This window comes from Rhizobium mulingense (assembly GCF_029194105.1).
Lineage (GTDB): Bacteria > Pseudomonadota > Alphaproteobacteria > Rhizobiales > Rhizobiaceae > Rhizobium > Rhizobium mulingense.
In genome coordinates, this window is the sequence record NZ_JARFVE010000018.1 from 1 (window position 1) to 24,108 (window position 24,108).

At 58.2% G+C, this 24,108-nt stretch carries 17 protein-coding genes and 5 pseudogenes; 15 read left to right on the forward strand and 7 right to left on the reverse strand.

All coding sequences use genetic code 11. The features are described from left to right. The first annotated feature begins 4 nt into the window (after positions 1–4). The 7 genes from PYR71_RS28240 (at position 5) to prs (ending at position 5,303) form a co-directional block, all read left to right on the forward strand. A complete protein-coding gene (locus PYR71_RS28240) occupies positions 5–163 on the forward strand; it encodes a phasin family protein (protein WP_245445545.1) in 159 nt (52 codons plus the stop codon). 286 nt (positions 164–449) lie between these two features. Next, positions 450–1,004 (forward strand): adenine phosphoribosyltransferase, encoded by a 555-nt coding sequence (locus PYR71_RS28245; protein ID WP_004672710.1) that lies wholly within the window; start codon positions 450–452, stop codon positions 1,002–1,004. 31 nt (positions 1,005–1,035) lie between these two features. Further along, positions 1,036–2,304, forward strand: a complete 1,269-nt coding sequence (locus PYR71_RS28250; protein ID WP_004672712.1) for a radical SAM/SPASM domain-containing protein — start codon at positions 1,036–1,038, stop codon at positions 2,302–2,304. A gap of 80 nt (positions 2,305–2,384) precedes the next feature. Next, a complete protein-coding gene (locus tag PYR71_RS28255) occupies positions 2,385–2,879 on the forward strand; it encodes a hypothetical protein (protein WP_004672713.1) in 495 nt (164 codons plus the stop codon). Positions 2,880–2,884: 5 nt separating this feature from the next. After that, a complete protein-coding gene (locus PYR71_RS28260; RefSeq protein ID WP_004672714.1) occupies positions 2,885–3,214 on the forward strand; it encodes a hypothetical protein in 330 nt (109 codons plus the stop codon). A 29-nt stretch (positions 3,215–3,243) separates the two neighbouring features. Next, on the forward strand, positions 3,244–4,359 hold the full coding sequence (locus tag PYR71_RS28265) for a nucleotidyltransferase family protein (protein ID WP_004672715.1): 1,116 nt from the start codon (positions 3,244–3,246) through the stop codon (positions 4,357–4,359). A 2-nt stretch (positions 4,360–4,361) separates the two neighbouring features. After that, a complete protein-coding gene (gene prs / locus PYR71_RS28270) occupies positions 4,362–5,303 on the forward strand; it encodes a ribose-phosphate diphosphokinase (RefSeq protein ID WP_011053499.1) in 942 nt (313 codons plus the stop codon). Between the two features lie 6 nt (positions 5,304–5,309). Here prs and PYR71_RS28275 read toward each other — a convergent pair whose 3' ends face one another. Together PYR71_RS28275 and PYR71_RS28280 are read right to left on the reverse strand one after the other, a co-directional pair. Continuing rightward, the gene (locus tag PYR71_RS28275) at positions 5,310–6,401 is read right to left on the reverse strand and encodes a zinc-dependent alcohol dehydrogenase (RefSeq protein ID WP_309506636.1); all 1,092 of its coding nucleotides are present in this window, start codon (positions 6,399–6,401) and stop codon (positions 5,310–5,312) included. Positions 6,402–6,754: 353 nt separating this feature from the next. Continuing rightward, positions 6,755–7,378 (reverse strand): annotated as a pseudogene (locus PYR71_RS28280) (acyl-homoserine-lactone synthase). A 434-nt stretch (positions 7,379–7,812) separates the two neighbouring features. Here PYR71_RS28280 and repA point away from each other — a divergent pair. From repA to repC, 3 genes are all read left to right on the forward strand, one after another. Further along, entirely contained in the window at positions 7,813–9,027 is a 1,215-nt protein-coding gene (repA, locus tag PYR71_RS28285; protein WP_011053501.1) for a plasmid partitioning protein RepA, read from the forward strand. Then, positions 9,024–10,049 (forward strand): plasmid partitioning protein RepB, encoded by a 1,026-nt coding sequence (gene repB / locus PYR71_RS28290; RefSeq protein WP_004672729.1) that lies wholly within the window; start codon positions 9,024–9,026, stop codon positions 10,047–10,049. Before repA ends, repB begins: the two co-directional genes overlap by 4 nt. A 155-nt stretch (positions 10,050–10,204) precedes the next feature. After that, on the forward strand, positions 10,205–11,413 hold the full coding sequence (repC, locus tag PYR71_RS28295) for a plasmid replication protein RepC (protein ID WP_011053503.1): 1,209 nt from the start codon (positions 10,205–10,207) through the stop codon (positions 11,411–11,413). A gap of 450 nt (positions 11,414–11,863) precedes the next feature. On the opposite strand, the pseudogene PYR71_RS28300 reads toward repC, so the two are convergent. Both PYR71_RS28300 and PYR71_RS28305 read right to left on the reverse strand, forming a co-directional pair. After that, a pseudogene (locus tag PYR71_RS28300) lies at positions 11,864–12,075 on the reverse strand (IS3 family transposase); the annotation flags it as partial. After that, positions 12,029–12,988, reverse strand: a complete 960-nt coding sequence (locus tag PYR71_RS28305) for an IS4 family transposase (protein WP_011053283.1) — start codon at positions 12,986–12,988, stop codon at positions 12,029–12,031. The pseudogene PYR71_RS28300 and the gene PYR71_RS28305, both read right to left, overlap by 47 nt. A gap of 15 nt (positions 12,989–13,003) precedes the next feature. Here PYR71_RS28305 and PYR71_RS28310 point away from each other — a divergent pair. Continuing rightward, positions 13,004–13,734 (forward strand): annotated as a pseudogene (locus tag PYR71_RS28310) (integrase core domain-containing protein); the annotation flags it as partial. 84 nt (positions 13,735–13,818) lie between these two features. Beyond that, on the forward strand, positions 13,819–14,787 hold the full coding sequence (locus tag PYR71_RS28315; protein WP_011053284.1) for an IS481-like element ISRel2 family transposase: 969 nt from the start codon (positions 13,819–13,821) through the stop codon (positions 14,785–14,787). Positions 14,788–15,833: 1,046 nt separating this feature from the next. Here the strand turns inward: PYR71_RS28315 and PYR71_RS28320 are convergent. After that, a complete protein-coding gene (locus PYR71_RS28320) occupies positions 15,834–16,751 on the reverse strand; it encodes a recombinase family protein (RefSeq protein ID WP_008534020.1) in 918 nt (305 codons plus the stop codon). Positions 16,752–17,642: 891 nt separating this feature from the next. Here PYR71_RS28320 and PYR71_RS31090 point away from each other — a divergent pair. The 3 genes and pseudogenes from PYR71_RS31090 to PYR71_RS28335 all read left to right on the forward strand — a co-directional run. After that, positions 17,643–17,905, forward strand: a pseudogene (locus tag PYR71_RS31090) (recombinase family protein); the annotation flags it as partial. Continuing rightward, positions 17,903–18,130 (forward strand): annotated as a pseudogene (locus PYR71_RS28330) (ATP-binding protein); the annotation flags it as partial. The pseudogenes PYR71_RS31090 and PYR71_RS28330, both read left to right, overlap by 3 nt. Positions 18,131–18,273: 143 nt before the next feature. Further along, the gene (locus tag PYR71_RS28335; protein ID WP_077991556.1) at positions 18,274–18,615 is read left to right on the forward strand and encodes an AAA domain-containing protein; all 342 of its coding nucleotides are present in this window, start codon (positions 18,274–18,276) and stop codon (positions 18,613–18,615) included. 47 nt (positions 18,616–18,662) lie between these two features. Here the strand turns inward: PYR71_RS28335 and PYR71_RS28340 are convergent, their stop codons facing one another. After that, on the reverse strand, positions 18,663–22,034 hold the full coding sequence (locus PYR71_RS28340) for an AAA family ATPase (protein ID WP_016737365.1): 3,372 nt from the start codon (positions 22,032–22,034) through the stop codon (positions 18,663–18,665). Beyond that, a complete protein-coding gene (locus tag PYR71_RS28345) occupies positions 22,031–24,103 on the reverse strand; it encodes a trypsin-like serine peptidase (protein ID WP_064820001.1) in 2,073 nt (690 codons plus the stop codon). The genes PYR71_RS28340 and PYR71_RS28345 overlap by 4 nt, the downstream gene beginning before the upstream one ends. Between the last annotated feature and the right edge of the window lie 5 nt (positions 24,104–24,108).

Below are 24,108 nucleotides of genomic sequence, written 5' to 3' on the forward strand. Positions count from 1 at the left end.
GCAGATCCTCGAACAGCAGTCGACCTTTTTCCGCAAGCGCGTTGAGACAAGTTTGCAGCACGCCAAGGAAGTCCGGGAGCTCTCAAGCAGGGCGGTGGAGGAAATCTCAAAGCCGGTCAAGGATGCTTTTGACAAGGTCCTGACGAACCCCAAAGCGACGTAAAGTAGACTCGGCACTAAGATCAGGGCTGGACGAATCATGATCGGAGCCGCTTTCGAGGAGACAACATTATGCGGCCGACTGATGTTTCATCTGTTCGCGGCGCTGGCGAATTCCGGCGTGATCTGGTCAGAGAGCGGACCCGTGCCGGCCCGGAGGAACGTGGTAGGCGCGGCGGCGGCCGCCGCTGATAAGCTTGCCAGGGCCTCATCTGGTGGCTGGCCACAAAGTGCGCGAGGCCATCGCACCTTACGAGGCTCTTAGATGGTTACATGTGGGGGATAGTAAAATGATTGTAGCTGTTCCAAATAGCGGGGCGTCACGGATTAACCAATCCGGTGTAGAAGCATTACGAGAATTTCCTAACTTTCCGATAGGCGGGATCTTGTTCAAGGATATAGCGCCTATGCTGGCTGGTAGAGGTGCATTGGGCGAAGTCGTTTCTACCGTCGCAAGCCAAGTGTCGGGAACAGAAATCGATGCCATTTTGGCGGTTGATGCGCGTGGTTTCATCTTGGGCGCCTCATTGGCTGATAGGCTCGGTTGCGGTTTCATCATGGTAAGGAAACCCGGTAAACTGCCGGGGGACGTCCTCTCATTTGAATACAGCTGTGAATACTGCTCCGGAACCCTGGAGGTAACTGCCGGCCTCATCGGTGACGGCCTGCGATGCCTGATTGCTGATGACCTTCTAGCGACGGGTGGCACTGCTCGGGCGACTGGGAATTTTGTCAAGTCCCAAGGCGGAGAGATCGCCGGATACGCATTCATACTCGAAATCGAAGTTTTGAAAGGCAGGCGTCAATTGGACGACGCACCAGTGATCAGTGCGATGACGTGCTAGCGCAGCAACATAGACGTAAGGAGGCAAGCGCATGAATACCCCTGATTGGCTTTCGACACCGCAGGACGTGCATGTAGCCAGTCAGACGCTACAGGCCCTCGTCACAAGTGAACTTTCGAAACGAGTCGTCTCGGAAAACGAAATTAAAACGATCTATCTGTTTCTAACCCGCAAGTGCAATTTGGGATGCCACCACTGTTATATCGCAGGCGTCGGGCCCAAGGCCAAGGGCATTGATTTCAACCTGGAGGCGATCCAAGGACTGATCGAGCAAGCACTGCCCAATGGGCTGCGCAAGGTTAAGGTTTCCGGGGGTGAACCGATGGTTCACAAGGAATTCATGGCAGTCATGGAATATCTCGCATCCTGTGGGCTGAAGGAGCTGGTTTTCGAGACGAATGGAACCCTCTTTGACGAGTTCACGATCGAGCAGCTAAGTAGGCTCCCCAATTTGACGGTCTTCATCAGCCTCGACCATTTCGACCCAGAGGCGCACGACGCTTTCAGAGCAAAATCGGGTGCGTTCGCCAAGACTGCGATTGTCCTGCAGCGGCTTGGAAAAACTGACATCTCTACGGTGGTAACGACGACTGCCTATCGCAACAACTATGACAAGGTGATTTCGATTATAGATTTGGTGCTCGGCTGGGGCATCAAGAAGCATCGGACGCTGCTCAACATACATCCGATGGGCAACGCGCGCAGCCATGAGGACAATGCGATAAGCTTGGAGGAATGCAAGCTACTGATAGGCGATCTTTTGAAATCTCCCCATTTTGAGAGTGGCGCTGCATACATGACTCTGCCGCCGGCTCTGATGCCTCTCAAGTATCTGAACGGCGTGCATACTTGCGGTTGGGGCGACAACGTACTGGGCATACTGTCGAACGGACAAGTTTCGATGTGCAGTGCCTCCTACGATGATCCGGAAATGATCGCCGGCAATGCCTTCGAAATGCCCTTGATGGAAATCTGGCGCAACAGCCCGTTCTTCCATGAGCTACGCGAGGTGGTGAGTGGCGAGGTTAAGGGCGTCTGCGGCAACTGCGTGTTTTATCCAGTCTGTCGCGGCGTCTGCAAGATGAGTAGCTGGTCGCACTATGGTGAAAAGGACGCGCCCTATCCGCTGTGCCAGGAACTTTACAATAACGGAGGTTTTCCGGAGTACGCCCTGGTGGACCCGACGAAAGATTCCACCTACCGCCGCGGAGTTATAGCGAAAGAGCGTCGGCCCGCCGCCGAAGCTCCTGTCTATAACTTCTCGGAGGAAATCGCGGCTGCTGCGCAACACACTCACTAACGCAGGAGGCGCGACGTAATAATTGCTGTGTCGACGACGTAATTTAACCAGGTCAACAAAAATAACGTGGAGGATTGAGGATGAGCAGAGCTTTCCGAGGTGCGGCGGGTGTGGCGCACACACTTGCGAACAACGCGATACGATCCGGCAACAAAGCAGCCGCCCAGCAAGCCCAGGTGATTTCTCGTCTTGCGGAAGGACTCGCCCGGCTGCAGGCGGGTTTGGATGACCAAGCTCAGCAATTGACGGCTGGCCTTGTAAAATTAGAGCAATCGCTAAAGGTGTCACGCAGATCGCAACGGTCGAAATCCGGCTCACTCGCTGCTAACGGCGAACTACAAGACTACTACGTTGATATAACCGCCTCGAAGAAATTTGGCAAAGCCAATTGGCCGCGCGCCGCCGATTCAGGTCTTGTAGGACGCCGCATTGGGCGAGGACCGGTTAGGATGACTGGTTCCGACACACAATCGGCAAAGGCGGTTACCGCCGCATTCGCCAAACTTCTCTCGGCTCAGGCACAATTGCTGCAGATACGCAGTGAAGTGGAAGACCTCAAGAAGGTTCAGAGGTAGCGGCAATGGCTAGTTCCCGACTGTTTGGCTACGCCGTTGACGAAGAGGATGGCAAGCTGGTAATCGTGATTGACGGATTGCTTGCCGAAAGTTGCATCCGGCAAATTCGGGACAGCGCCCAGACGGGCCGCGGTGGTGAACTCTTGTCGCGATTGCTGCCGGTAAGTTCGGTTTACAAGCTTATGTCTGGACAAGAGGAACGCGCTGAAGAAACGCTCAGCCTTGAACAGTTGCTTGGACAAAACGTCGACCAGAGTTTCGCTTCCTTCGAACAACAGTTCGCCGACCTGAGGCAGACACTAGCCGAATTCGGCAGCCCGGAAAGTTCGAAATAAATCACGCAGCCGTATCAGGAGTCTCCGCGATGCTTCGGTTGTCACCAGAAGACTCTATTTTGCTGATCACCTGCCGGGCCTACCTACGACCCGAGGATGAAGAGCGTTTGGTCCGTCTCTGCAAGGAGCCTGTCAACTGGCCCTATGTGGTATGGCGCGCCGAGCATAATCGGACGGTGCCGCTGCTTGAGAATCACTTGCGCCGCCTCGATTTGTTGACACTATTGCCTACTGAGGCGGCGCATTACGTTCAGTGCTGGACTGTCATGTCAAAGGTCAGGTCCGCACTCGAATTTCGCAATCTGCCAGAAATCATGGATGCGCTGGATCGGGCCGGCATCGCCTGGTTCCTGGTGAAGGGACCAGATCTCGCGCTTCTCCACTATCCCGATCCACTCCTACGGCCGATGACCGATCTCGACATCATGGTCAAGCCCGCTGACGCGCAGCGCGTGCAGCGGCTCATGTTCGATCTCGGCTACCGGCACGGTATTTTCGACCCTTCAAATGGCAACTGGCATCCGGAACGAAAGGAACTCGATGACGAAACCTTCCGCGAAAGCTATTCCTTGCCGGTGTTTGTAAGGATAGAATCCGTTGAATCTCCGTTCCCTGGTCCCGCGGTGCCACGCCAGCTGCGCTACCGCCACGTAAAGGGATACATCGATTCCGCGAAGAAGCTGCACATGCCCATCTTCATTGATATGCATGTAAATCTCTCCGTCGGCATCGATGTCGAAGACATATGGTCAGGCGTGCGTCTTGCAAACGGTCTAGGCCGCATATTGCAGGTCCAATCCGCGACTGGCGCCGTCTGGTTCCTTTCGGCCAGGCTTTATCACGAGGCCTTCCTTTATAATTCGCTTCGACTATTGATGTTCGGCGATCTTCATGCGGTTCTACACAAAGAAATGGCGAATATTAGCTGGGCGGAGGTCGCTGCGATAGGTTACAAATACGAGATGAGGCCGGCGTTATATTTCGTCCTGACGCAGATGAAGCGCATCTGTGGGATAGACATACCGTCCGAGTTCCTAGAGCTCATTCGACCTGATCAAACCGAGGTACCACTTCAACATGATTGGGGCGACGTGTTGCCCAAACTGCTGTCTATTCCCACTGTTAACGATCTTGAGCTGGCGTAAATATGGCGCCCGAGTCACCATATCGTACAGATCCTGCGGCGAACGACCTTCGTATCGCAGCAACCGAAACCTCTGCAAAGTTTGCGTCAACAGTCCATCGGGCCCTCACGCGGTCAGGAATAACGATCCTAAACACGCAGGTGTTCAGCAATGGCCAGATGGCTGTCACTCCGCGCGACGGCGGGCTTGGCGGAAATGTGGTGGTCGTGCAAACATTTCCTGACAGCGTTCATGATCGTCTTTTCGAGTTGTTCCTAGCGCTTGGTGCCGTGCGGGCGCGGGGTCCCCGCACGATTACCGCTGTTCTTCCCTACCTCCCATATTCGCGTTCGGATCGCCCTGCCTTCGACGGCGGACCTGTACCGGTGCGAATCCTTGCGGGGATTATCGAAACGCTCGGTATAGATCGGCTGATAACTTTCGAACTCCATGTTCCTCAGCTGTGCGCCGCATTTGCCTGTCCTGTCGTCAATCTTCAGTTCGCTCCCGCCCTAGTTCGCCATCTCGGTTCTGCGGCCGTCGATGGCGACATGGTCGTTTCACCGGACTTCGGCGGAGCGAAGCGAGCTGAGCACTTGGCGGCCCTGCTCGGCTGCCCATTCGCTGTCATGCGCAAGCACCGCAGAGACGATGATGACTTTCGGGAGAGCGTCGAGATTCTGGGGGACGTTGCTGGCCGGACGATCATCCTGATTGACGACGAAATCAACAGTGGTCAGACGGCTTTTTCAGCCGCCGCACATCTCAAAGCGGCAGGCGCTCGCAAGATAACCCTTGCCGCAGCCCATGCCATATTCACGCCGTCGCTGAACGAAAACTGGGGACGGTCTCAGATCGACCGCATCGTTGTGACCGACAGCGTCGGACGTACCGACAATTTCCCCGACAGTGTCGAAGTAGTCTCGATCGGCAACGAAATTGCAGGCGCGCTGCAGGCACGCTGAGAAGCATTACCTGAAATCTAGCATCACGCGATTAACACGTGGATCGAGCGCCTGCTCGAATGCCTCTTGGGCGTTTGACGAGGGCCAAAGATTGACCTGCAGCACGTCGAAGCGTGCGGCATGTTCAACGATGGTTCGAATGGCATTTCTCACGTCGTCCGCGCTTTGGGCTATGGTGCCGATCAGTTCAATTTCCCGGTAATGCAGAAAGTTAGCGCCTACCGATAACAAATCGGACGTCGGAATCGATTGGTAGAGTACAATCCTGGCACCGCGTGACGCCGCAGCTATGGCCCCCTGAATGCCTCTGACACCGAAGCGCGTGCAAAAGATGCAGTCGAAGCCCCAGCCATCCGTTAATTTCTCGACGAGTTTCGGATCAGACAGAGAATGAACTGACCCCGTTGCATGGGCGCCGGTCGACATCACAGGCCCATGCGTTGCCACGTCGTCATCGAAAAGGTAAACGTCGCATCCTTTGGTTGTCAGAAGTATCGAATGGAGAAGGCCCATCGTGCCTCCGCCGATGACGGCCACAGTGTCTCCAGCCTTTGCACGCGCCCTATTTATGCCGCGTGCCACGCAGGCGACAGGTTCAACTAACGCGGCACGCTCGGGAGCCAAAAAGGAAGGTACGGAAAAAACCTGATAGGCGGGTACGCCCACAAAATTGGCCAATCCCCCCGGCCCCTGCGGCACCCCTCCTCTCGCTTTAGGATTTAAATATGCACAGTGGTTGTCCAGTCCGAGGCGGCAGGCACGACATTGGCCGCATCTGCGCATTAAAAGCACCGCAACGCGGTCTCCTACGCGCAGGCCATCCGGTACATCGTCCGGCAGAGACACGATCGTGCCTGACAACTCGTGCCCGCCCCAATAGGGGTAAGTCGGCTTGGCGCCCCGATAAACGCGTTGCTCCGGTGTGCAGAGTCCACACAACTCTATCCGCACACCGACTTCGGACGATACGGCGAGTGGAACCGACAATGTCCATTCTTCAACCTTGCGGGGGCAAGTAATTACGAGTCCACGAACCTCCATACGAGACCTCTCGCTCCCCGACACACCGACTATCCTAATATGTACACTTACTTGCATCCAGAATCTAGCCAACAACCACAGGCGGCAGTCAGAAAGCTGATGAAATCACGTGCCTTGCTGGCGGGCTTGCTTATGTCCTGGGTCTTGACAAGCTTCTCGGAGATATCGTCGGCGCAAACGGCAAAGGACGTTTCAAGCGGCAGAAGTGTTCCCTTGCGCAAGGAGCGACGAAACTATTGAAGGTAGAGTGGAGCGCTTGGGCCGCGTCAATGCCACCAGCCTCAAACACGAGCCGCGGTTTACCAGCCCGTTCTTCGATGCATCCTCATCTCTGCGAAGATGCCATGTCGCCTTCCCTCATCTGCCCGCGCGAACCCTCCTAAGAGCCTATCGCCACATCGTCCAAAGCTTCATCCTTCGTGGCGCACCGGTTCGAACCGAACAGACCAACAATCCGAGTCGCACCGAGAAGGATGACGGCAACTAGATCGGTAGTTGGGCGGCCGCAACATCAGAAAGGTCTCAGCGTTTGCTGGACGCGTGCCTGCGATGGCGGTGGTGGCAACGATCTTCTCTGGCTGCCCCAAGCGCGGGAGAGGCCATTCGACGCTAGCAAGAGTTCGCTCGAACCTGATATCCGTTACCGCAACGACTTCGCTGAGACCACCTCCCAGGCACCATTCTACGATGCCGGCGAACAAGGTCAGCGTTGCCTCGTGAACGGAACCATCTCCCCTCCCCTCCCCTCCACTCTTCGAGGTGTCGACGCAAAAGCGAGAACTCTAGACCATCAGGGGATTGGCGTTCAGGCGGCCCTTCGGGAGCAGAGACGGAAATACGTCTACCAGCATGGTCGGTCCCATCGCAGACAAATCGCGTGCACATCCTGCAAGTGGTCCAGCCGCGGTGACATCCAGGATGGCAGTCGGGGCGAGAGCGTCAACCCCATCTGCCTCGCACTCGTCGACTACTTCTACATCCCAAGTGCGAGTGGAAAAGATCCTCGCACGTAGCCTATGATCGTCCTGAAGCAGCTACGCTTCGTAGTAAATTTTTGGTGTCGAGATCGCGAATACCTGCATGAATTTCTCCGCCGCCGTTAGGCGCCGGGAACTCTGCACGAATTGGAATCGGGCGTCCGTTGTCGAATGCTTACGGTTTTGTGCGAGTGAGTCGCGGCAAGGGGATCACCGACTTTGCCGAGGTCTTCTGCTTTTCGTCTAAATCGCCGGGGCACATTTGTAGGATTCACAATAAAACACACCATGACCAATCGGTACCGCGGTCTTGCTAAGCTGCAGGATATAAACGGAAAAATCCATTTACTCTACGTTCCGGGTTTATCCACGTTAGCCTTTCGTTAACCTAAAACCCCTTGCTCAAAATGCAGAATCGGCTCTAATAGCTAGTGGCGGAACTTTAGCGGTTTCGCGAAAAGTTCCGCCACTTGCAGGAAATGGATTTTGAGATGGCGAAAACCGCAGCAAACACAGCGCCGGTCGTCGAAGGGTTGACCGCATTGATGGAGCGTCATGCTGACGCTCTCTCCAGCCAACTTCAAGCACATCATCTCAAGGTCTTCCCGCCGACGTCCGAAAAGGGCATTCGATCCTTTGCACCGTCAGAAGCCTCAAAATTGCTTGGCATCGGTGAGTCTTATCTTAGACAAACTGCTTCGGAAATGCCTGAACTGCACGTTAGTATGAGCCCTGGCGGTCGACGCACGTTCACGATCGAAGATATTCATTCAATCCGTAAGCACCTGGACCTGATTGGCCGCGGGAACCGGCGCTACCTGCCCCATCGTCGCACGGGGGAGCAGCTTCAAGTCGTCTCGGTGATGAATTTCAAAGGCGGCTCGGGCAAGACGACGACAGCCGCGCATCTGGCACAGTACCTGGCAATGCGTGGCTACCGGATTCTCGCGATTGATCTTGATCCCCAAGCAAGCCTTTCCGCACTCTTCGGCAGTCAGCCAGAAACTGACGTTGGTCCGAACGAAACACTCTATGGCGCCATCCGGTATGATGACGAGCAGGTCCCAATCGAGCAGGTTGTCCGAGGAACGTACATCCCGGATCTTCATCTAATTCCTGGCAATCTTGAACTGATGGAGTTTGAGCACGATACCCCGCGCGCGCTTATGAACCGGAAGGAAGGTGACACGCTTTTTTACGGTCGGATCAGTCAGGTCATCGAAGACATCGCGGACAACTACGATGTCGTCGTTATCGATTGCCCTCCCCAACTTGGCTATCTCACGCTTTCAGCTCTGACCGCCGCAACCTCGATCCTCGTCACCGTCCATCCCCAGATGTTGGATGTAATGTCGATGAACCAGTTTCTGGCGATGACCTCGAATCTCCTTCGGGAAATCGAGAACGCAGGCGCCCAGTTCAAGTTCAATTGGATGCGCTACCTCGTCACTCGTTTTGAACCGAGCGATGGCCCGCAGAACCAGATGGTGGGCTATCTGCGTTCGATCTTCGGCGAAAATGTCCTCAATTTTCCGATGCTCAAGACGACCGCCGTTTCGGACGCTGGCCTGACGAATCAAACCCTCTTTGAGGTTGAGCGCGGACAGTTCACGCGCTCGACCTATGATCGGGCCTTAGAGGCGATGAACGCCGTCAACGACGAGATCGAAACTCTAATCAAAAAAGCATGGGGTAGAACCACATGAGTCGGAAGCACCTCCTTGACGTCACCACGGACGCGCCCGACAGCTCATCAGCTGCTGAACACAGAGCGGCAAAGACTCGCTCCATGCCGCTTCTCGGCGTGACCAGAAAAGAACGAGATCCAGCGACGAAGCTGACTGCAAACATCGGTAACGCGTTGCGCGAGCAAAATGATCGTCTTGGTCGTGCCGAGGAGATCGAGCGGCGTCTCGCCGAAGGTCAGGCCGTGGTTGAACTGAACGCGTCGTCAATCGAGCCGTCCTTCGTTCAGGATCGCATGCAAGGTGATATCGAAGGACTTCTTGCATCCATCCGCGAGCAAGGACAGCAGGTCCCAATCCTTGTGAGACCTCATCCCGTTAAACCCGCGCACTACCAAGTTGCCTTTGGACACCGCCGGCTGCGCGCCGTTTCGGAGCTAGGACTGCCGGTCAAGGCGGTTGTTCGAGACTTGACGGACGAGCAGTTGGTTGTCGCACAGGGTCAGGAAAACAATGAGCGCGAAGACCTCACCTTCATCGAAAAGGCACGTTTCGCACACAAGCTAAACAAGCAGTTTCCACGAGAAATCGTCATCGCGGCTATGTCAATCGATAAAAGCAACTTGTCGAAGATGCTCCTGCTTGTTGACGCCCTCCCCTCTGAATTGATCGATGCCATCGGCGCCGCTCCAGGCGTTGGACGCCCAAGTTGGCAGCAATTGGCAGAGCTGGTTGAGAAAGCATCGCCTCCGGCAGGCGCTGCGAAATATGCTGCCTCGGAGGAGGTGCAGGCGCTGCCGTCGTCGGAACGGTTCAAGGCAGTGATCGACCATCTGAAACCGCGTCGGACTGCGCGCGGGTTGCCAGACGTCCTGTCGACCCCCGATGGCGACAGGCTTGCGCAGGTCACGCAGAGCAAGAGCAAGCTAGAAATTACCATTGACAGGAAAGCCACGCCGGATTTCGCGGCTTTCGTACTCGAGCATTTGCCGGCGCTTTACCAGGAGCATCGCGCAAAGCATCAACGGAAACAGGGAGTGTAACCCGCAAAAGAAAAGAGCTCCCTCAACGTCGCCGTCGTGGAAGCCCTTCTGTCTCTGTAGCAAGAACAGAATCGCATTTCCTCGAATCCTCGTCAAGAGTCTTTGGCGCCGTTTTGGTGAGCGAATTTCCTTTGCCTGCTGAAAGGTGAGAGACAATGCAGTCGGGGAATGTAGCGACGCCGTTCGGGCGGCGGCCAATGACGCTTGCGCTCGTGCGGCGCCAGGCGGCAATGGAAATCAAGCATGGAAAAGCTGCCGATAAGTGGAAAGTGTTGAGAGACGCTTCCGCCGCGATGGAACTGCTCAAGATCCAGTCGAACAGTCTGGCTGTTCTTGACGCACTTTTGAGTTTTTATCCTGACAATGAGTTGCGTCAGGATGCACAATTGATTGTCTTCCCCTCGAATGCCCAACTGGCGCTTCGGGCGCATGCAATGGCGGGCGCAACGTTGCGGCGGCATATTGCCATTCTGGTGGAGTCGGGGTTGATCGTCCGTAAGGATAGCGCCAATGGCAAGCGCTTCGCCCGCAAGGGCGACGATGGCCAGATCGAGAATGCTTTTGGCTTCGACCTGTCGCCCCTCCTGGCGCGATCGGAAGAGTTGGCGATGTTGGCGCAAAGAGTGGCGGCCGAGAGAGCCTCGCTCAGGAAAGCCAAAGAGAGCCTTACAATTTGCCGGCGGGATGTTCGCAAACTTATTACTGCTGCAATGGTCGAGGGCGCCGACGGCGATTGGAAGACGACCGAGGACATCTACATTGCGCTCGCGAGCAGAATTCCGCGCGTTCCGACCCTTGAAGGGGTCACTAGCGTTCTCAATGAAATGGAGATGCTCCGTGAGGAAGTGCTTAATCGTTTGGAAAACCTCGAGAATGCTGAAAAAATTAGCACCAATGCTGCTCATATCGAGCAGCACATACAGAATTCAAAACCCGAATCCGTAAATGAATCTGAACCACGCTCCGAAAAGGAGCAGGGGGCAAAGGCGAGCTTGAGCCTTCAGCCGAAGAATGAATCGCAAAGGGCGTTCCCCTTGGGATTGGTGCTCAAGGCGTGCCCGATGATCAGCGACTATGCACCGCGCGGCGTGGGAAGCTGGCGAGATCTGATGTCTGCCGCTGTGGTGGTTCGATCTATGCTGGGGGTAAGCCCTTCCGCCTACCAGGATGCCTGCGAGGCGCTAGGACCGGAGAATGCTGCGGTGGCAATTGCGTGCATCCTGGAAAGGGCTAACTTCATCAACTCTCCTGGAGGCTATCTGCGGGATCTAACGCGCCGAAGTGAGCGCGGTGAATTCTCGCTTGGCCCGATGATAATGGCGTTGTTGAAGGCCAACGGGCAAGGCGGTTTGAGGGCTGGGTAAGTGCGGCTGATCGTTATTCCTGCCGTTGAGGATTTCGGTTGTGGTCAGCTGACCACCAAGCTAACCTCTTGGAAAACACCAACTTTCAAAGGCGGCTTGTCGCAGGCATTGTGCCGGTTACCGTCTGGCTCCCGAGCCAAATGACGCCTCTTAGGGGAACAGTAGACCGTGATCTCAATACGAACGCGCCCAAGGTCGCGCACGAACAAGACCAGGAGCGAAGTCTTCGCACGAAATGGCAGCCGCCTTTCATCAATTCATTGGCACCGGCGCGGCAAATCGCAAGGCGGCCGGCTGTGCCGGCTAATCGCGAGTGGGCGATGGCGCCGCATGGATAGGACGCAATAGGAACAACTACCTGCTGCCATCCGCAGCGCCGGAATCTACGGGGCTGATTCGCGGCGGCACTTCCACAACACTGGGAGAATTCATCAACCGCTATCTTGGGCGAGGTGACGCAATGAGCCACTCGACCCTATGGTCTTTTGACCAGGCAAGAATGGCATTCGAGGTGAGTTTGGTGCCGTTGTCGGAGAGATCATTGCGAGTTTCGAGCGAGGCGACGACCGGAGATCGAGGTGTCCGGGGATCGCCGCGAGGCATTCTCGCGTCGCGTCATCGACGATGTTGAGCACGCGAAACCCCCTTCCGTAAGCGAACTTGCAGGCACGCGCGCACCGATCCTGGCCAACGCGAAGGCTCTGCCCGCTGGTCGCTGGATTTTGTTCGTGACCAAAAGCAAATGATCCAGTGGAACATTTCTCCACCGAACGACTGAGGCATATACCTATCTCGCAAGGCCCAGCCATCGGCACAGTATTTGAGTCCGTTGAAGAAGGTGATGGGTCCAGGCGGCTTGGAGGAGGCATAGCCGTTCCAGCCGCCGAGTTTGGCGACGATCCAAGCGGCCCAGGCGAGCGAAGCTTTGGGATGGGGATTGGATTGCAGCTTGGTCTTGCCCTTGAAGCGGCTTTCGAGGGCGGCGAGCGTGTTGATCTCGTGGGGACTGACTGCCAGGCTTGCCGGGTGAGGATCGCCGCCACTGCGGTCCTGCACGAGTTGGAGGACGATTGCCGCGGCCTTGGCGGCGATGGCGACGAGCTTTTCCAGCCGCGGCGCTAACTGCAATTGGCTGTCTTCGATCTTGAAGCCCTGCGTCTTCATCACCCGGAAGAACTGCTCGATCATCCAGCGCTGCTTGTACCAAGCGACGATCTGCCAGGCGTCAGTCGCACTGGAGAGCGCATGGGTGGTCAAGAGCAGCCAATGCAAGGGCTCGACACCGTCGGGTGCGTCCGGTTCGACGACCTCGACCCAACTGAGCCTAACCCCGTCGGGCAGCCCTTCTTCGCGCAGGTTTTGCGGTCGCCTGATCGTCGCCTGGCCGAAGCGCAGGCACAACGTTGCCTGCCGCGCCGGACGGTCGGCGCGCTCGCGCAGCTCGATCGTTTGGGTGTCGCAGAACCGAACTGTCTCTACGACATCACGCAGTTTAGAGCCGCCGATGAGTGCATGGTCATGCATGACGCGCGACAAAAGATCGAAGCGTTGGTCGGGCAGGCGCGCCCACATCATAAAGAAGTCGCCCTATTGCGCGACCTCGCGACCGGCGACCGGCGACCGGCGACCGGCGACCGGCGGCTTCGGCGGGGGGGGAGCGCCGTTGGGGTCGACCGCATCTACGGGCTCTATCGCGAAGAAGGACTTTCCGTTCGCAAGCAGAAAAGCCGGGGCGGCACTGTCGGCACGCGTGGCCCGATCCTGGTCGAAGCGAAGGCCAATGCCCGAAGCTCGCTGAATCTCGTTCACGACCAGTTCGCTTGCGGAAGGCGGTTTCGCGTGCTCAACTTCGTCGAAGACGTGACCCGCGAATGCCTGGCGGCGATCCCGTGCACCTCGATCTTGCGTCGTCGCGTCGCTCGCGAACTGTCGGTCCTCATCGAACGGCGCGGCAAACCGGGGATGATCGTCTCCGACAACGGCACGGAATTCACCTCGAATGCCATCCTTGCCAGGTCGAAGGATCATAGTGTCGAGTCGCACGGCATCACGCCGGGAAGCCGATGCAAAACGCTAATGTCGAGAGCTTCAACGGCCGGATGCGGGACGAGATGGTCAACCAAAGCCTGTTCCTCGGCTGCGATTATGCCCGAAGCGCCATTGCTGGGCCGACGATTACAACCACTTCCGGCCGCACTCATCGCTCGGACCAGACCCGGGCACGTGATGCAGATACCATTGCCGCAACCGGCTCCAACGCTGCGCGAGATGAAAGCTTCGCGTTTCCGCCACTTGGCGTACTCGGAGCGCGCAGGCTCTAGTTGTGAGCTTTCGGGAGGTTGTCCATTCAAAGCGGATTTAGGAGACTGGAGCTATCACACCTCGAGTCGGAAGGATCGCCGCGAATGAACATTCATAAGAATGCCCGACTGACGCCGTTGCGCCGGGAACAAATGGCGCTTGCTGTTATCGAAGGGCATCTGACCCAGGCTCAGGCAGCACAGGCCTATGGCGTCGCGGCCAAGATCGTCGCCCGTTGGGTCGAGCGTTTCAAGGCCGGTGGTCGAGAGGCGATGCTCGATCGTTCCTCCCGACCTCATGCCATGCCCCGGCAGACCAGTCAGGCGCTGGCGGAGCGCATCATCACGCTTCGCCGCCAGCGCCTGACTGGCAAGCACATCGCGATCGAAACCGGTGTATCTGCAGCGACGGTGAGCCGGGTTCTCAAGCGCGCAGGCCTCTCCCGCCTCAAGGATATCGAGCCGGCCGAGCCTGTGCGTCGTCATGAACGCCAGGCTCCCGGCGAGATGATTCATATCGACATCAAGAAGCTCGGCCGGTTTCATGAGGTCGGCCACCGCATCACCGGCGATCGCACTCGCCAGAGTTCGCGCAGAGGCAAGAGTTGGGGCGCCGGTTGGGAATGCGTTCATGTGGCCATCGACGATGCCTCTCGCATCGCTTTCTCACAGATATCGCCGGACGAGACGAAAGAAAGCGCCGTGGCCTTCTTGAAGGCGGCATTGGCCTATTATGCCAGCCTCGGGATCGCGGTCGAGCGCGTCATGACCGACAATGGTCCCTGCTACACATCAAAGCCATTCGGCCAAGCTTGTCGCGACAACGGCCTCAAGCACGTTCGCACCAGACCATATACGCCTAAAACCAACGGAAAGGCCGAACGCTTCATCCAGACCGCCCTCAGAGAGTGGGCCTACGCCGTCGCCTATCCCAACTCGGACATGCGCGCCGCCGAACTGCCACGATGGCTTCATCGCTACAATTGGCACAGGCCTCACGGAAGTCTAAACTCAAAACCACCAATCACTAGGCTCGCTCTTACCCAGGACAACCTGTTGAGGCTCCACATCTAGTCGCCGCCGGAGAGGATTGAGTGCTAGGTCAGCGGGTCCACTGATCGAGGTTTTTCGCCAGACTCTGCTGTCGTGGGCCAGCAAGTCTTTTGGGGTGGGACGCACTGCCAACAGCTGCTTTTCCGGTGGTCAGCTGACCACGGCTACAACACTCTGAAAAGAAACGACATTTTCGGGCGCTACTATGGACGGCGCATGACCCGCTCCTCGCGCCACCTCTCACAAGATCGGTTGTGTAGAGATAGGTACCGTCCTGTCGCCGCCATGGGTCGCGGGGTCTTGGCGGTCATTTTTGATCGTACATGACGTTCTAAGGGCATTGGTCATGGTTGCCCGGGTAGAATGGCCGACAGCCCTTCTATGCGGCTGGTGTAGTAAGGTCAGTTGATGCACGGAGCCGATTGAGCGGCTTCGTGTTCGAACGAACAATCGCGGTGTTTGTCACGACTGAAAGGAGACATTGCTTTGTAATCTTAACGGCGGTCTCCGCAGGATGCTTCAGGACGAAGACCTCCCAGGCTTCGAGGACAGTCGAAATTTGCTGGTCGTAAAACGAATGTTTGCAGATCTTCGGCCGTAATCATTCTTGTAGGAAATATAGCTGGCGGCGCGGACAAATGGCTCAATCAAATTGTCGAGCATCCTTGAAAGAACGCCGAAACGCGGACGGATTGTAAAAGAAACAAATACTGTCTGACTGAGTTCCGGCTCGCGCCCGAATTCGTCGTGCAGCCGAGACGGCTTTTTGGTAGCGAGGGGAGCGGCTGTCCTCTGCTTTTACCCGCGCCGCCGAGGGTCATGGCCCGCGCGCCTCTGCGGATCATAATCACCGCGGCTGAAGCCTTCAGCACGTTCCGGGGGAGGGGGCGAGCAGGCGGAGGAAGCCGGCTCCGCGGCGAGGATGTAGGCGCTGAGCTGAAACCGCGGAGCGATAGCGACTAGCGGTCCTGGCGCTACAGATCCCCAAAGGCCGGACCTGACGGCTATGCAGTCGAATAGCGACAAGAAAAGACTCTCTGCCATCGGGCGTCGGATGAACCATGCCCTCAACGGCGAATGAGGCCAAATCGGTGGGCTTCGTCCAGCAGGACCCGCACCGAGGACGGTTGCCAGTTCTTGCCGCTGCGCACAGGCCGTTCTCCCATCTGGTCCAGTTGCGCGGCAATGTCGCGCAGCGACAGGTTGGGATCGGCAATGGCAATTGCCGCCACCAGCTTCATCAGATAGTCTTCGGGAGCCCGGCGAGGGGATCGAGCAAGGAGTTCCTTCTCCGCGAGCTTTTCGCGTACCATGCGATGAACAGCGCGACGAAGGCGTTCGACGGTCCAGTCGTGGCCACGGCGATTGAGAACCCGCACGACATTGTCCCAACTGTGCTGCGGCCGGAGTTGACGCACCATCGGCAGCCACGTCTGCGCCGATGCAATGAGTTCATCGAGATAGAGCTTCTCCCGTGCCTGCGAGATTGCCTTGATCGCCTCCGGCCGTCGTTCTCGCAGACCGGGATTTCCAGGAAGCTTGCCGCGTGCCTTCGCCGCCTTAATGCCGGCTTTGGTACGCTCAGCGATTAGCGCCCGCTCGAGCTGCGCGACGGCGCCGAGGACCTGAAGGGAAAACATGCCCTGCGGGGTCGACGTATCGATTGGATCGCGGATCGACCGGAAATGCACGCCGCGGGCCTCGAGGTCCTCGATCACCGACAAGAGATGACTGACGGATCGGGCCAGTCGATCGAGGCGCACGACAATGAGGACGTCGCCGGCGCTAAGTTCAGCGAGTAATCGCGTCAGCACCGGTCGAGCCCGCGATGCTCCGGAACCATGCTCCTGATGGATCCGATCGCAGCCGGCTGCACGCAGCTCGTCCAACTGGGCATCGTGGACCTGTTCATCCGTCGACACCCGGGCATAACCGATCAGCCGCTTGGGAGATTGTTGGTTGTCAAATGTTTGTGGCTTTGCCATCGCGCTTGTAACGGCCCTGTCTCGAAGTAGTTTGTACAGATAAGGCATGCGTTAGAAATCGAACAGTTGCAAGCGTGTTTTAGCCATTGAATAGCGGCCCGTCAGACTCAAAATGCTACCGCGGACGAGCAACGGAGCGTCCGCGGTGGCAAATGCGCGTCAGCGGGCTTCCAGGGCGGAAATGCTGGAAAAACAGCGGCTTTGGTGATGGCTGCGGGCGGAGAAGCCTGCTGAAGGGCGCCGGCGCTCAATTCCGGAAATGAGGACCGGCCATGTGTGCCGACGGCGGCCGTCGAATTTTGCGATTGAGAGTCCGGTCATCCCGGGCGAAATTGCCCTAAATGCCCGGATTTCCGGGCGAATCCGCCGATCCAGGACGACCGACATCGCTGATTTGCGGCGTTATAGCAATTACTTCCGATAAGCATTACTTATCGGAGGTGATTGCCTCAAAAAAACGCCCTCGGTGCGACGGAAGTAAGGGCCAAGTTCAATTCCTTATTCCAAAAGAACGTGGTTAATTCAAATGGTTAACGAACCGTAAATTCGACGCCGTCGCCGATTTGCCAGGCACCCGGGATCCGGCGTTGTGAATTTCAGCTAGGGATTTCATTCAAGCGCCAGCTGAAAATCGGACGCCATCTCCGCAGGTCAAGACTGGCTGCGAGTGACTAAGGCTTATCGGTGGACACAATTTTGCTTGCATACGATGCATCGCGACGAACAACACCTCCCTTGGGAAGTGGCGCTGATCCAAGACCTTAACCGCATTTGCAATTGTAAACCATGAAATCCTTAGCTGAAAATTGGGCTGATTCTGCCCGTTAAGTCCAACTGACTTAAGGTATTCCGCCGTTTGAAATCGCAAATTGAAAGCGACAAGCGAAAGCCATTGTTTACGTAAGGCAGTCGAGCAAAGGCCACGTTGAGAACAATCCTGCGAGCTGTCGCCGGCAATATATGAACTGGTTGACTTCGGGCGGCATCGCGGCTTCCGCACCGTTGAGGTCATCGATGATGATCTCAGACGTTCAGCCAGCGGAATGGTTGCCCGTCCAGCTCCTGAGAAGCTGGTGGCTGCATTGTCCGTCGGCAAAGTCGGTACTGTTCTTTGCTTCGACGCGCCGCGCCTCGCGCGCAATGGGCGCGACTACCTGCCTTTCGCCCTGGCCGGCGGCCAACTCCTATTCCATCTGATCAGCAGGCTCTACGAGCGCACGTCGATCATTGTCACCACGAACCTGGCGTTCGGTGAATGGCCGACGGTGTTCGGCGATGCCAAGATGACGACGGCACTTCTCGACCGCCTGACCCATCACTGCGAGATTGTCGAGACCGGCAATGAGTCCTGGCGCTTCAAGAACCGCTCTCAAAGCTAAAGTCGAAGAAGATCATCACCCGCACTTGGCCTACCCTCTGCAACCCCGGCCAGCGCCGGGCAGGCCAAGCGCTGATCTACAGCACAGGGGGGTCAAAATTGGATAAGCAAAAGGGGTGAATGTTCGGTGCTGATTGACGTGTCATCACGCCATTTGTCGTCGTTCAGGACAATCTCCGCGACAAACTGGTCGACAGTCGCGTTCTCGACGGCTGGGTAGACGGGCCTCGGACGTGGGTCAGGGACCGGGTTGGGACCGTTCAAACAGTTCAAGGCCGAGAAGCGGATATTGTTTTCTTTGTTCTGAGCGCGCAGTCTCCCTCTCAACAGGGCGCACGCGCGTGGGCTGGTGGAAGACCGAATCTCGCCAATGTCGGCGTAACCCGCGCGAAGACATCGCTCTTCGTCATCGGAAATCGAGCCGCATGGAAATCGGCAGGCTTCTTCGCGGCCCTACATAGGTACCTGCCGCAGCGCAATCTTTGATGCTGCCGAGCTTATTGGGAAAACGGCTTCCTGCTCTGGTCGGCATTTTAGGCTCCACCAGCGGCCACCATCTCGTCAAAGCGGGGCAGCCGCAGCAGGCTGTCATAGCGATGCAAGAGCCCGGCAACGGCGACGAACCGTCGTCCGCGCTGGGCGCTTGCCGAGAGTGCAGCGAACAGGTCTTGCGTCAGTCCCGCAAGATCGAGGAACACAACGAGTCGCGCGAGAAAAAAGTCGATTTCTCTGAGGTTGTGACGCGTCGAAAACAGTTGGCCCGGGTGACAGTCCGATGGCCAGAAAGGCGTTCCGGCGGCGATCACATCGAGGGCTTCGCCAAACCCGCTGGGGTCGTCGGCAGCAACGTCTCCCAACGCCGCCCGGATGGGGTCGTAAAGCTCCGGGGTCCGGCCACGCAACACGGTTTCCATCGCCCGGGCCATGCCGCCGTGTGCGGAACGATAGGCTGGAACGCCCTCGTTGGAGACCCGGAAGAACGCCTCTGGGGCATCCAGGATTTTAAGGTCCGTCGATGCCGGTGGCCCACTCTGGAATTCGTCGATTTGCCTGAAGAGGGTGCCAGGGATCTGCAGCAACGTCGACCCCTCGCGCTCGTCTGGCTTCAACATCCCCCAGATGGCCACGACCTGGGTGATATCCGCTCGGACGTCAAAATAGTTCCGCGGATAGGCCATCAAGGCCGGGTTCCAATACTTCGACAGCGCATGGAGGCGCAGCGATAGGATGGACGCGATTGGTGCAGAGGCAAGAACCGGATAGGCGGTAATAGCGTCGCGATAAGGAGCATGGTCGACGAAAGCCGGGGTACGTCCGAGCGCCACCGTCGCAACGGCAAGCGCCAAGAGGGTCCCCAGCGCGAAGGGGTTTCGCGACGATGGCTGAAAAGGGAAGGATGCGCTCTCGGTTGCCCACAGAAGGTCGCTTTCCTGGACGGCGCCAGTCGCCAGACAAGACAATGCCCATTTCCAAAGCCAGTGGCTGGTCAAGTCGCCCAATTTGTCAAGGGGCGGCTCATGCTCGGGAGCCTCCGCCATCCGCAATACGCCGCTCCGGCCGGAGCGAACGACGCCTTCGAAGTCGGCCTCGGAAAACAGGGCTGCGATCCGGCGAGCCGTATCAATGTCTTCCACTATGTCGAGCTGCCGTCCGTGGCCGGAGCCTTGGTAAGAATGCTCATCGGAACCCGCATCGATAAGCGCCAGCTGCTCCATCTCCAGATCGCCTATGGGCTCATATCGTTCTGCCTGCCTCGATGTGACCCCGAGGCGCGCCCGTTCGGCACGGCGAGTCGCAACAGCCTTTCTGCGCGCGTCGACAGGCAAGGCTGCGGTCTCCTGGTTGGACAGCCCGATGTCCGATTTGTCCTCGCGGCGGAGGATTGCACGCGCCGCAAGCGGCATCGCGAAGACGTCTTCCCCGGCAAGGTCAATCAGGCGGCGCACCAGGCTGGGATCGGTGAGCAGTAAACCGACCTCGCCCAAGAAGGCGTCATGATAGGCTGCGAGAGTTGCAGCGTCCGGCTCGCCAGCCCCACCGCCAGCCCGGTACCAGTTGGCGGCAGCGCGATGGACCGCGCGAACCGTCTCGCGCATGGGGATCTCGGAATTTCCCGCCGGTGACAGGTCGCTGTCGAGCATCGGCAGCATGATGCGCCTGAGGACAGGAACGTGGCGTATTGCGTCATCGCCGGAGCGCTCGACCAGCCAGACTTCACGGGAGAGGGCCTCAAAGAGGTCTATAGATTTCTGCACATCGATTGCGCCAAGTGCTGTCGGACCGGCAAGGACCTCCCGGATAAGTGTGGGCGTGACCACCGTGAGCGCAAGTCCCGGATGTGCCAGTTTGGAAAGGTCGTCCCTGGAAATCAGCCGCTCCCCGGCAGCATCGGTGACGATATGGTCTTTCAACCGGTGCAGAAAGCGGGAATAGAGCACGCGCGTACTGGATGCGGCACCAAGAACCCCTGAGCCTTCGGCAAGCGTGGCAGCCTCCTCGATCTCCGCAGCCGTGCGCCCGCGCGAAAACGCAGCGAGCAACAGGAGCACGATTGGAAACCGCGGAATGGCGCCAACGAGGCGCCGGCTTCGCGCCTGTGTGAAGATTTGGCGATCTGCACGGCTCCTCAGGAACTCGACCGCGGCCTCGGGACCGAGCTCGCCGATCTCCAGGCGTGCTTCGAACCAACGAGCAGCATCACCATCATCGCCCTGGAAGGGATGCGCTCGGCCAGCGACTACCGCCCTTACATCCTTGAACAGCGGACGTCCGTCGTGGCACCGGAGCACTTCGAGTGAGTTCAAGAATTCGAGCACAAGGCCGAACGGCTCCTGGTCCAGAAAAGGGGCCTTCATATTGGAGCGTACCAGGACTTCCTCGAAGGTATCGACGAGGACAACGAGGGTTTGTTCGGCAAACATCCCGTCACCCAAGGCCCGTTGCATTTCCTCGCGCATGGATGAAACAACGTTCAAGCTCTCGGTACCGGAGAGCCGCTCCACGTCGCCGCTCTCTTGAGTGAGCCTGTGCAGATCGTTTCGAGCCGCGTTCCGGATCGCCGATAGACGCTCGGCCGCTGCTGGCCTGGCAAAGCCGATCTGCCGAGTAACCTCGTTCAGCCATTCGCGCTCGCCCCCGAGAGCAACGTTGCGCTGGTCAAAATCAATCCAGACGCAGATCGGACCTGACCAGTCGTCTTTCTGGGTGCGGCGCATTAAATCGGCGACAAGAGCCGACTTGCCCGAGCCGCCTATGCCGGTGACGAGCAGAGGACGAAGGCGTGCGAAGTCGCTTGGCGGTTTGGGGAGCGCGACCAGTGGCTGCTGCAAAAGGCCGCTTTCAATATACTGGTCGAGGGCATGTGCCTCGAGCGCACGGCCAAACAGCTTACGGGGGGCCACAAAGTCCTGCCGGCGTCGCTCGGCCTTGCGCGCCAACATCACGCGCGGGTCTACCGGCGGTTCCCTGACCGGCCAATCCGTCGGCAAGGAACGGACGAAATCGAGCGCCAAGGCCTGTAACATCAGGTCGTCCGTCGACATTTTGCGCGGATCGCCGGCTGCCGCCCCCTTTTTCAACATTGCCTGGAGGACTTGGCCGAAGCGATCAGAAACTTGCGGTTTGGTTTGCCTGACGGTCTGTTCCAGTACCCCCTCGGCGGCCATCTCCCTCAAAGTGTCGCGCCGTGGCTGCGGCCGCAGGCGCCAGAGCACGCGCTTGTCTTCGATGACCTCTTCCATCATCGGCGATAAGAATGCCAGGACACGGTCCTCGAAGGCCTCCTTGTCCTCCGCGCGGACCGGCAGCTGCAGGAAAGCCACCGGATCGAACGTGCCGACGACGGCGGCCCGCCGGCGAAGGACGAGAGCGGCGTTTTCGGGTGTGTCATGTTTGGTTGCGTTCATACACCCATCCGTTTCTTGAGATGGGGGTCGAGGTCGTTGCGGACAACCGCGGCGACGGCCTGCGTCATGCTGAAGGTCTCGCTGACCCGGCTGCTTGCGACCGACGAGACGACGGCGGCAAGGCATTCGCACGCCACGTCCGGCAAGCCGAACCGCCCGTCAACTCGATTGCCTACCCAGGAGGCTACCCGGCTGCTGTCGAGATGCGTCAGCGGCTTTTCGAGGCGTTTGGCCTTGATGCCTTGCAGTGACGGCAGATCGACGTCAACCAGGCCGAGCATGACGAGGCGAAGCGACGGTTCGACGGAGACGTCTGCATAAAGCCGGTCGAGGAGCGTTCGCGTAGTTGTGTCCGGCAGCGCGTGTTTTTCAAGTTCGTCGATGACGAGCCACAATGTTCGCTGGCCAGCGATCCTGACGAGCTCAGCCTTTAGTTCGCCAGCAACGCGCATGACAACGTCGTTGATCTCGGTCGATTGACGATCGGCAGGTAGGCTGCTGTCATCAACGGGGGTCAGGGCGGATGACCGGCCGGCGCTGACAGCCTCAAGGAGGGCGGCTGCAGTGCGGTACGCGTTCTGCATTAGGTTTGCGGCGCTGATCTCGACGATTTCGTGTTCGGCGAGATCAAGAAATTCCCGCAGGATGCGCCTTGAGAAACTTTTGCCGACGCGCTGGAGCGGCTTTCCGTCCACACCGAGATCGGCGCGAACGATGAGTATCTTGACCTTGCCCCGGCTTGCCTCCGCAATCGCCTCCTGCAACTCTCCGCGCCCAATCAATGGATCGCCATTTGACAGCGCTGGTTTGAGTGCTTGGAGAGCACCCATCCGGGCGATGATGGCCGGTCCGGCCTTGGCACGGATACGGCGCAACGGTATGGCGATATTGACGTTCGCGCTTGGCACGGGATCGCCGTTATCGTCGCTGATATCAGAATTGCCGCCATAGGTGACGCCCGCTTGGTGCAGCGCCACCGGCATCATGTCGAAATTGAAGCAAGGTGCGCCGGATGAGCCGCCGATGGAATTTGCGCTATGAAGGATCCTCGCAGATGTCTTCGCGGGAACGCCGCCGAGAAGGTTTGCAGCTGGTAGACCGAGATCGAAACTTCCGTAGGACAGGCGCATCGAAAATTCGCCCGGGTGATGCAGGAGGACCATATTGCCTCTTGGCATAGGCGGGTCTTCGGAGACGATATCATAAAAGCGCCGCTCCAGTCCTGCCGGCTCGGCGATCTCAATCACGGCGAAATCGTCGTACGGCTCGAAATCCGCGCCGTCTGCCGGCCAGTCGCCGGCACCTTCACTGCCGGTTCGCTCGGATCCTTCGGCACTGCTTGCCGCGACCAGCCAGTTCTCGATTACACCGATGCGGATAACACCGCCCGCCTGTGCGGCGCGTGCCGTGAAATCGAATTCCACGCCGAGCCTTGCCGCGCTGCCGGCGGCAGCCTTCCATGATTCTGCCGGGGCGAGCCCTGCGGCCGCAGCCTCTTCGTCGCTCATAGGTTCCAACAGCGAACGAACGACGTGCCAGTTCGTCAGCACGAGGCGCGGCCCGATCAGGAAACCCGTTCCCCGTGTACGCCGGGCACCATCGCGCACAACGATGCGACAGGTGCAGCGTTGTGCGCGCATCACCGCGGCATTGACGTCGTCGGGATCGCGAAAGCGCTCCTGGTCATTAACGATTGCCTCGAAGGTGACGAGCACGCTCGCGCGATCGCGCGCATCCGCAACCAGCGCGGCCGCCATGACCACCCCGCCAGTACCATCATCCTCGCTGCTTGCCTTGAACAGCGTTGCACCGCCTGCGGAACAGAAACCCTGCAGGAACCCTTTATCGCTCGCATAGCGCAGCGCAGCTTCGAAATCGGCGAAATCTCGCTCGCGGCCCGGGCCAAGGGGCGCTGCCCGCTGACGTTTCAAGGCGACGGCCTTGAACGGGATGCGTTCGTCAGGGCTCACCTCGGCAAAGGCGTCGAAGGCCTTTTCGAACGTCTCGCGGGTTACCTTGACCTGACGTGAGAGCCTGCCGGGATCGAGCTCATCAGGACCTTCTGACACGGCGC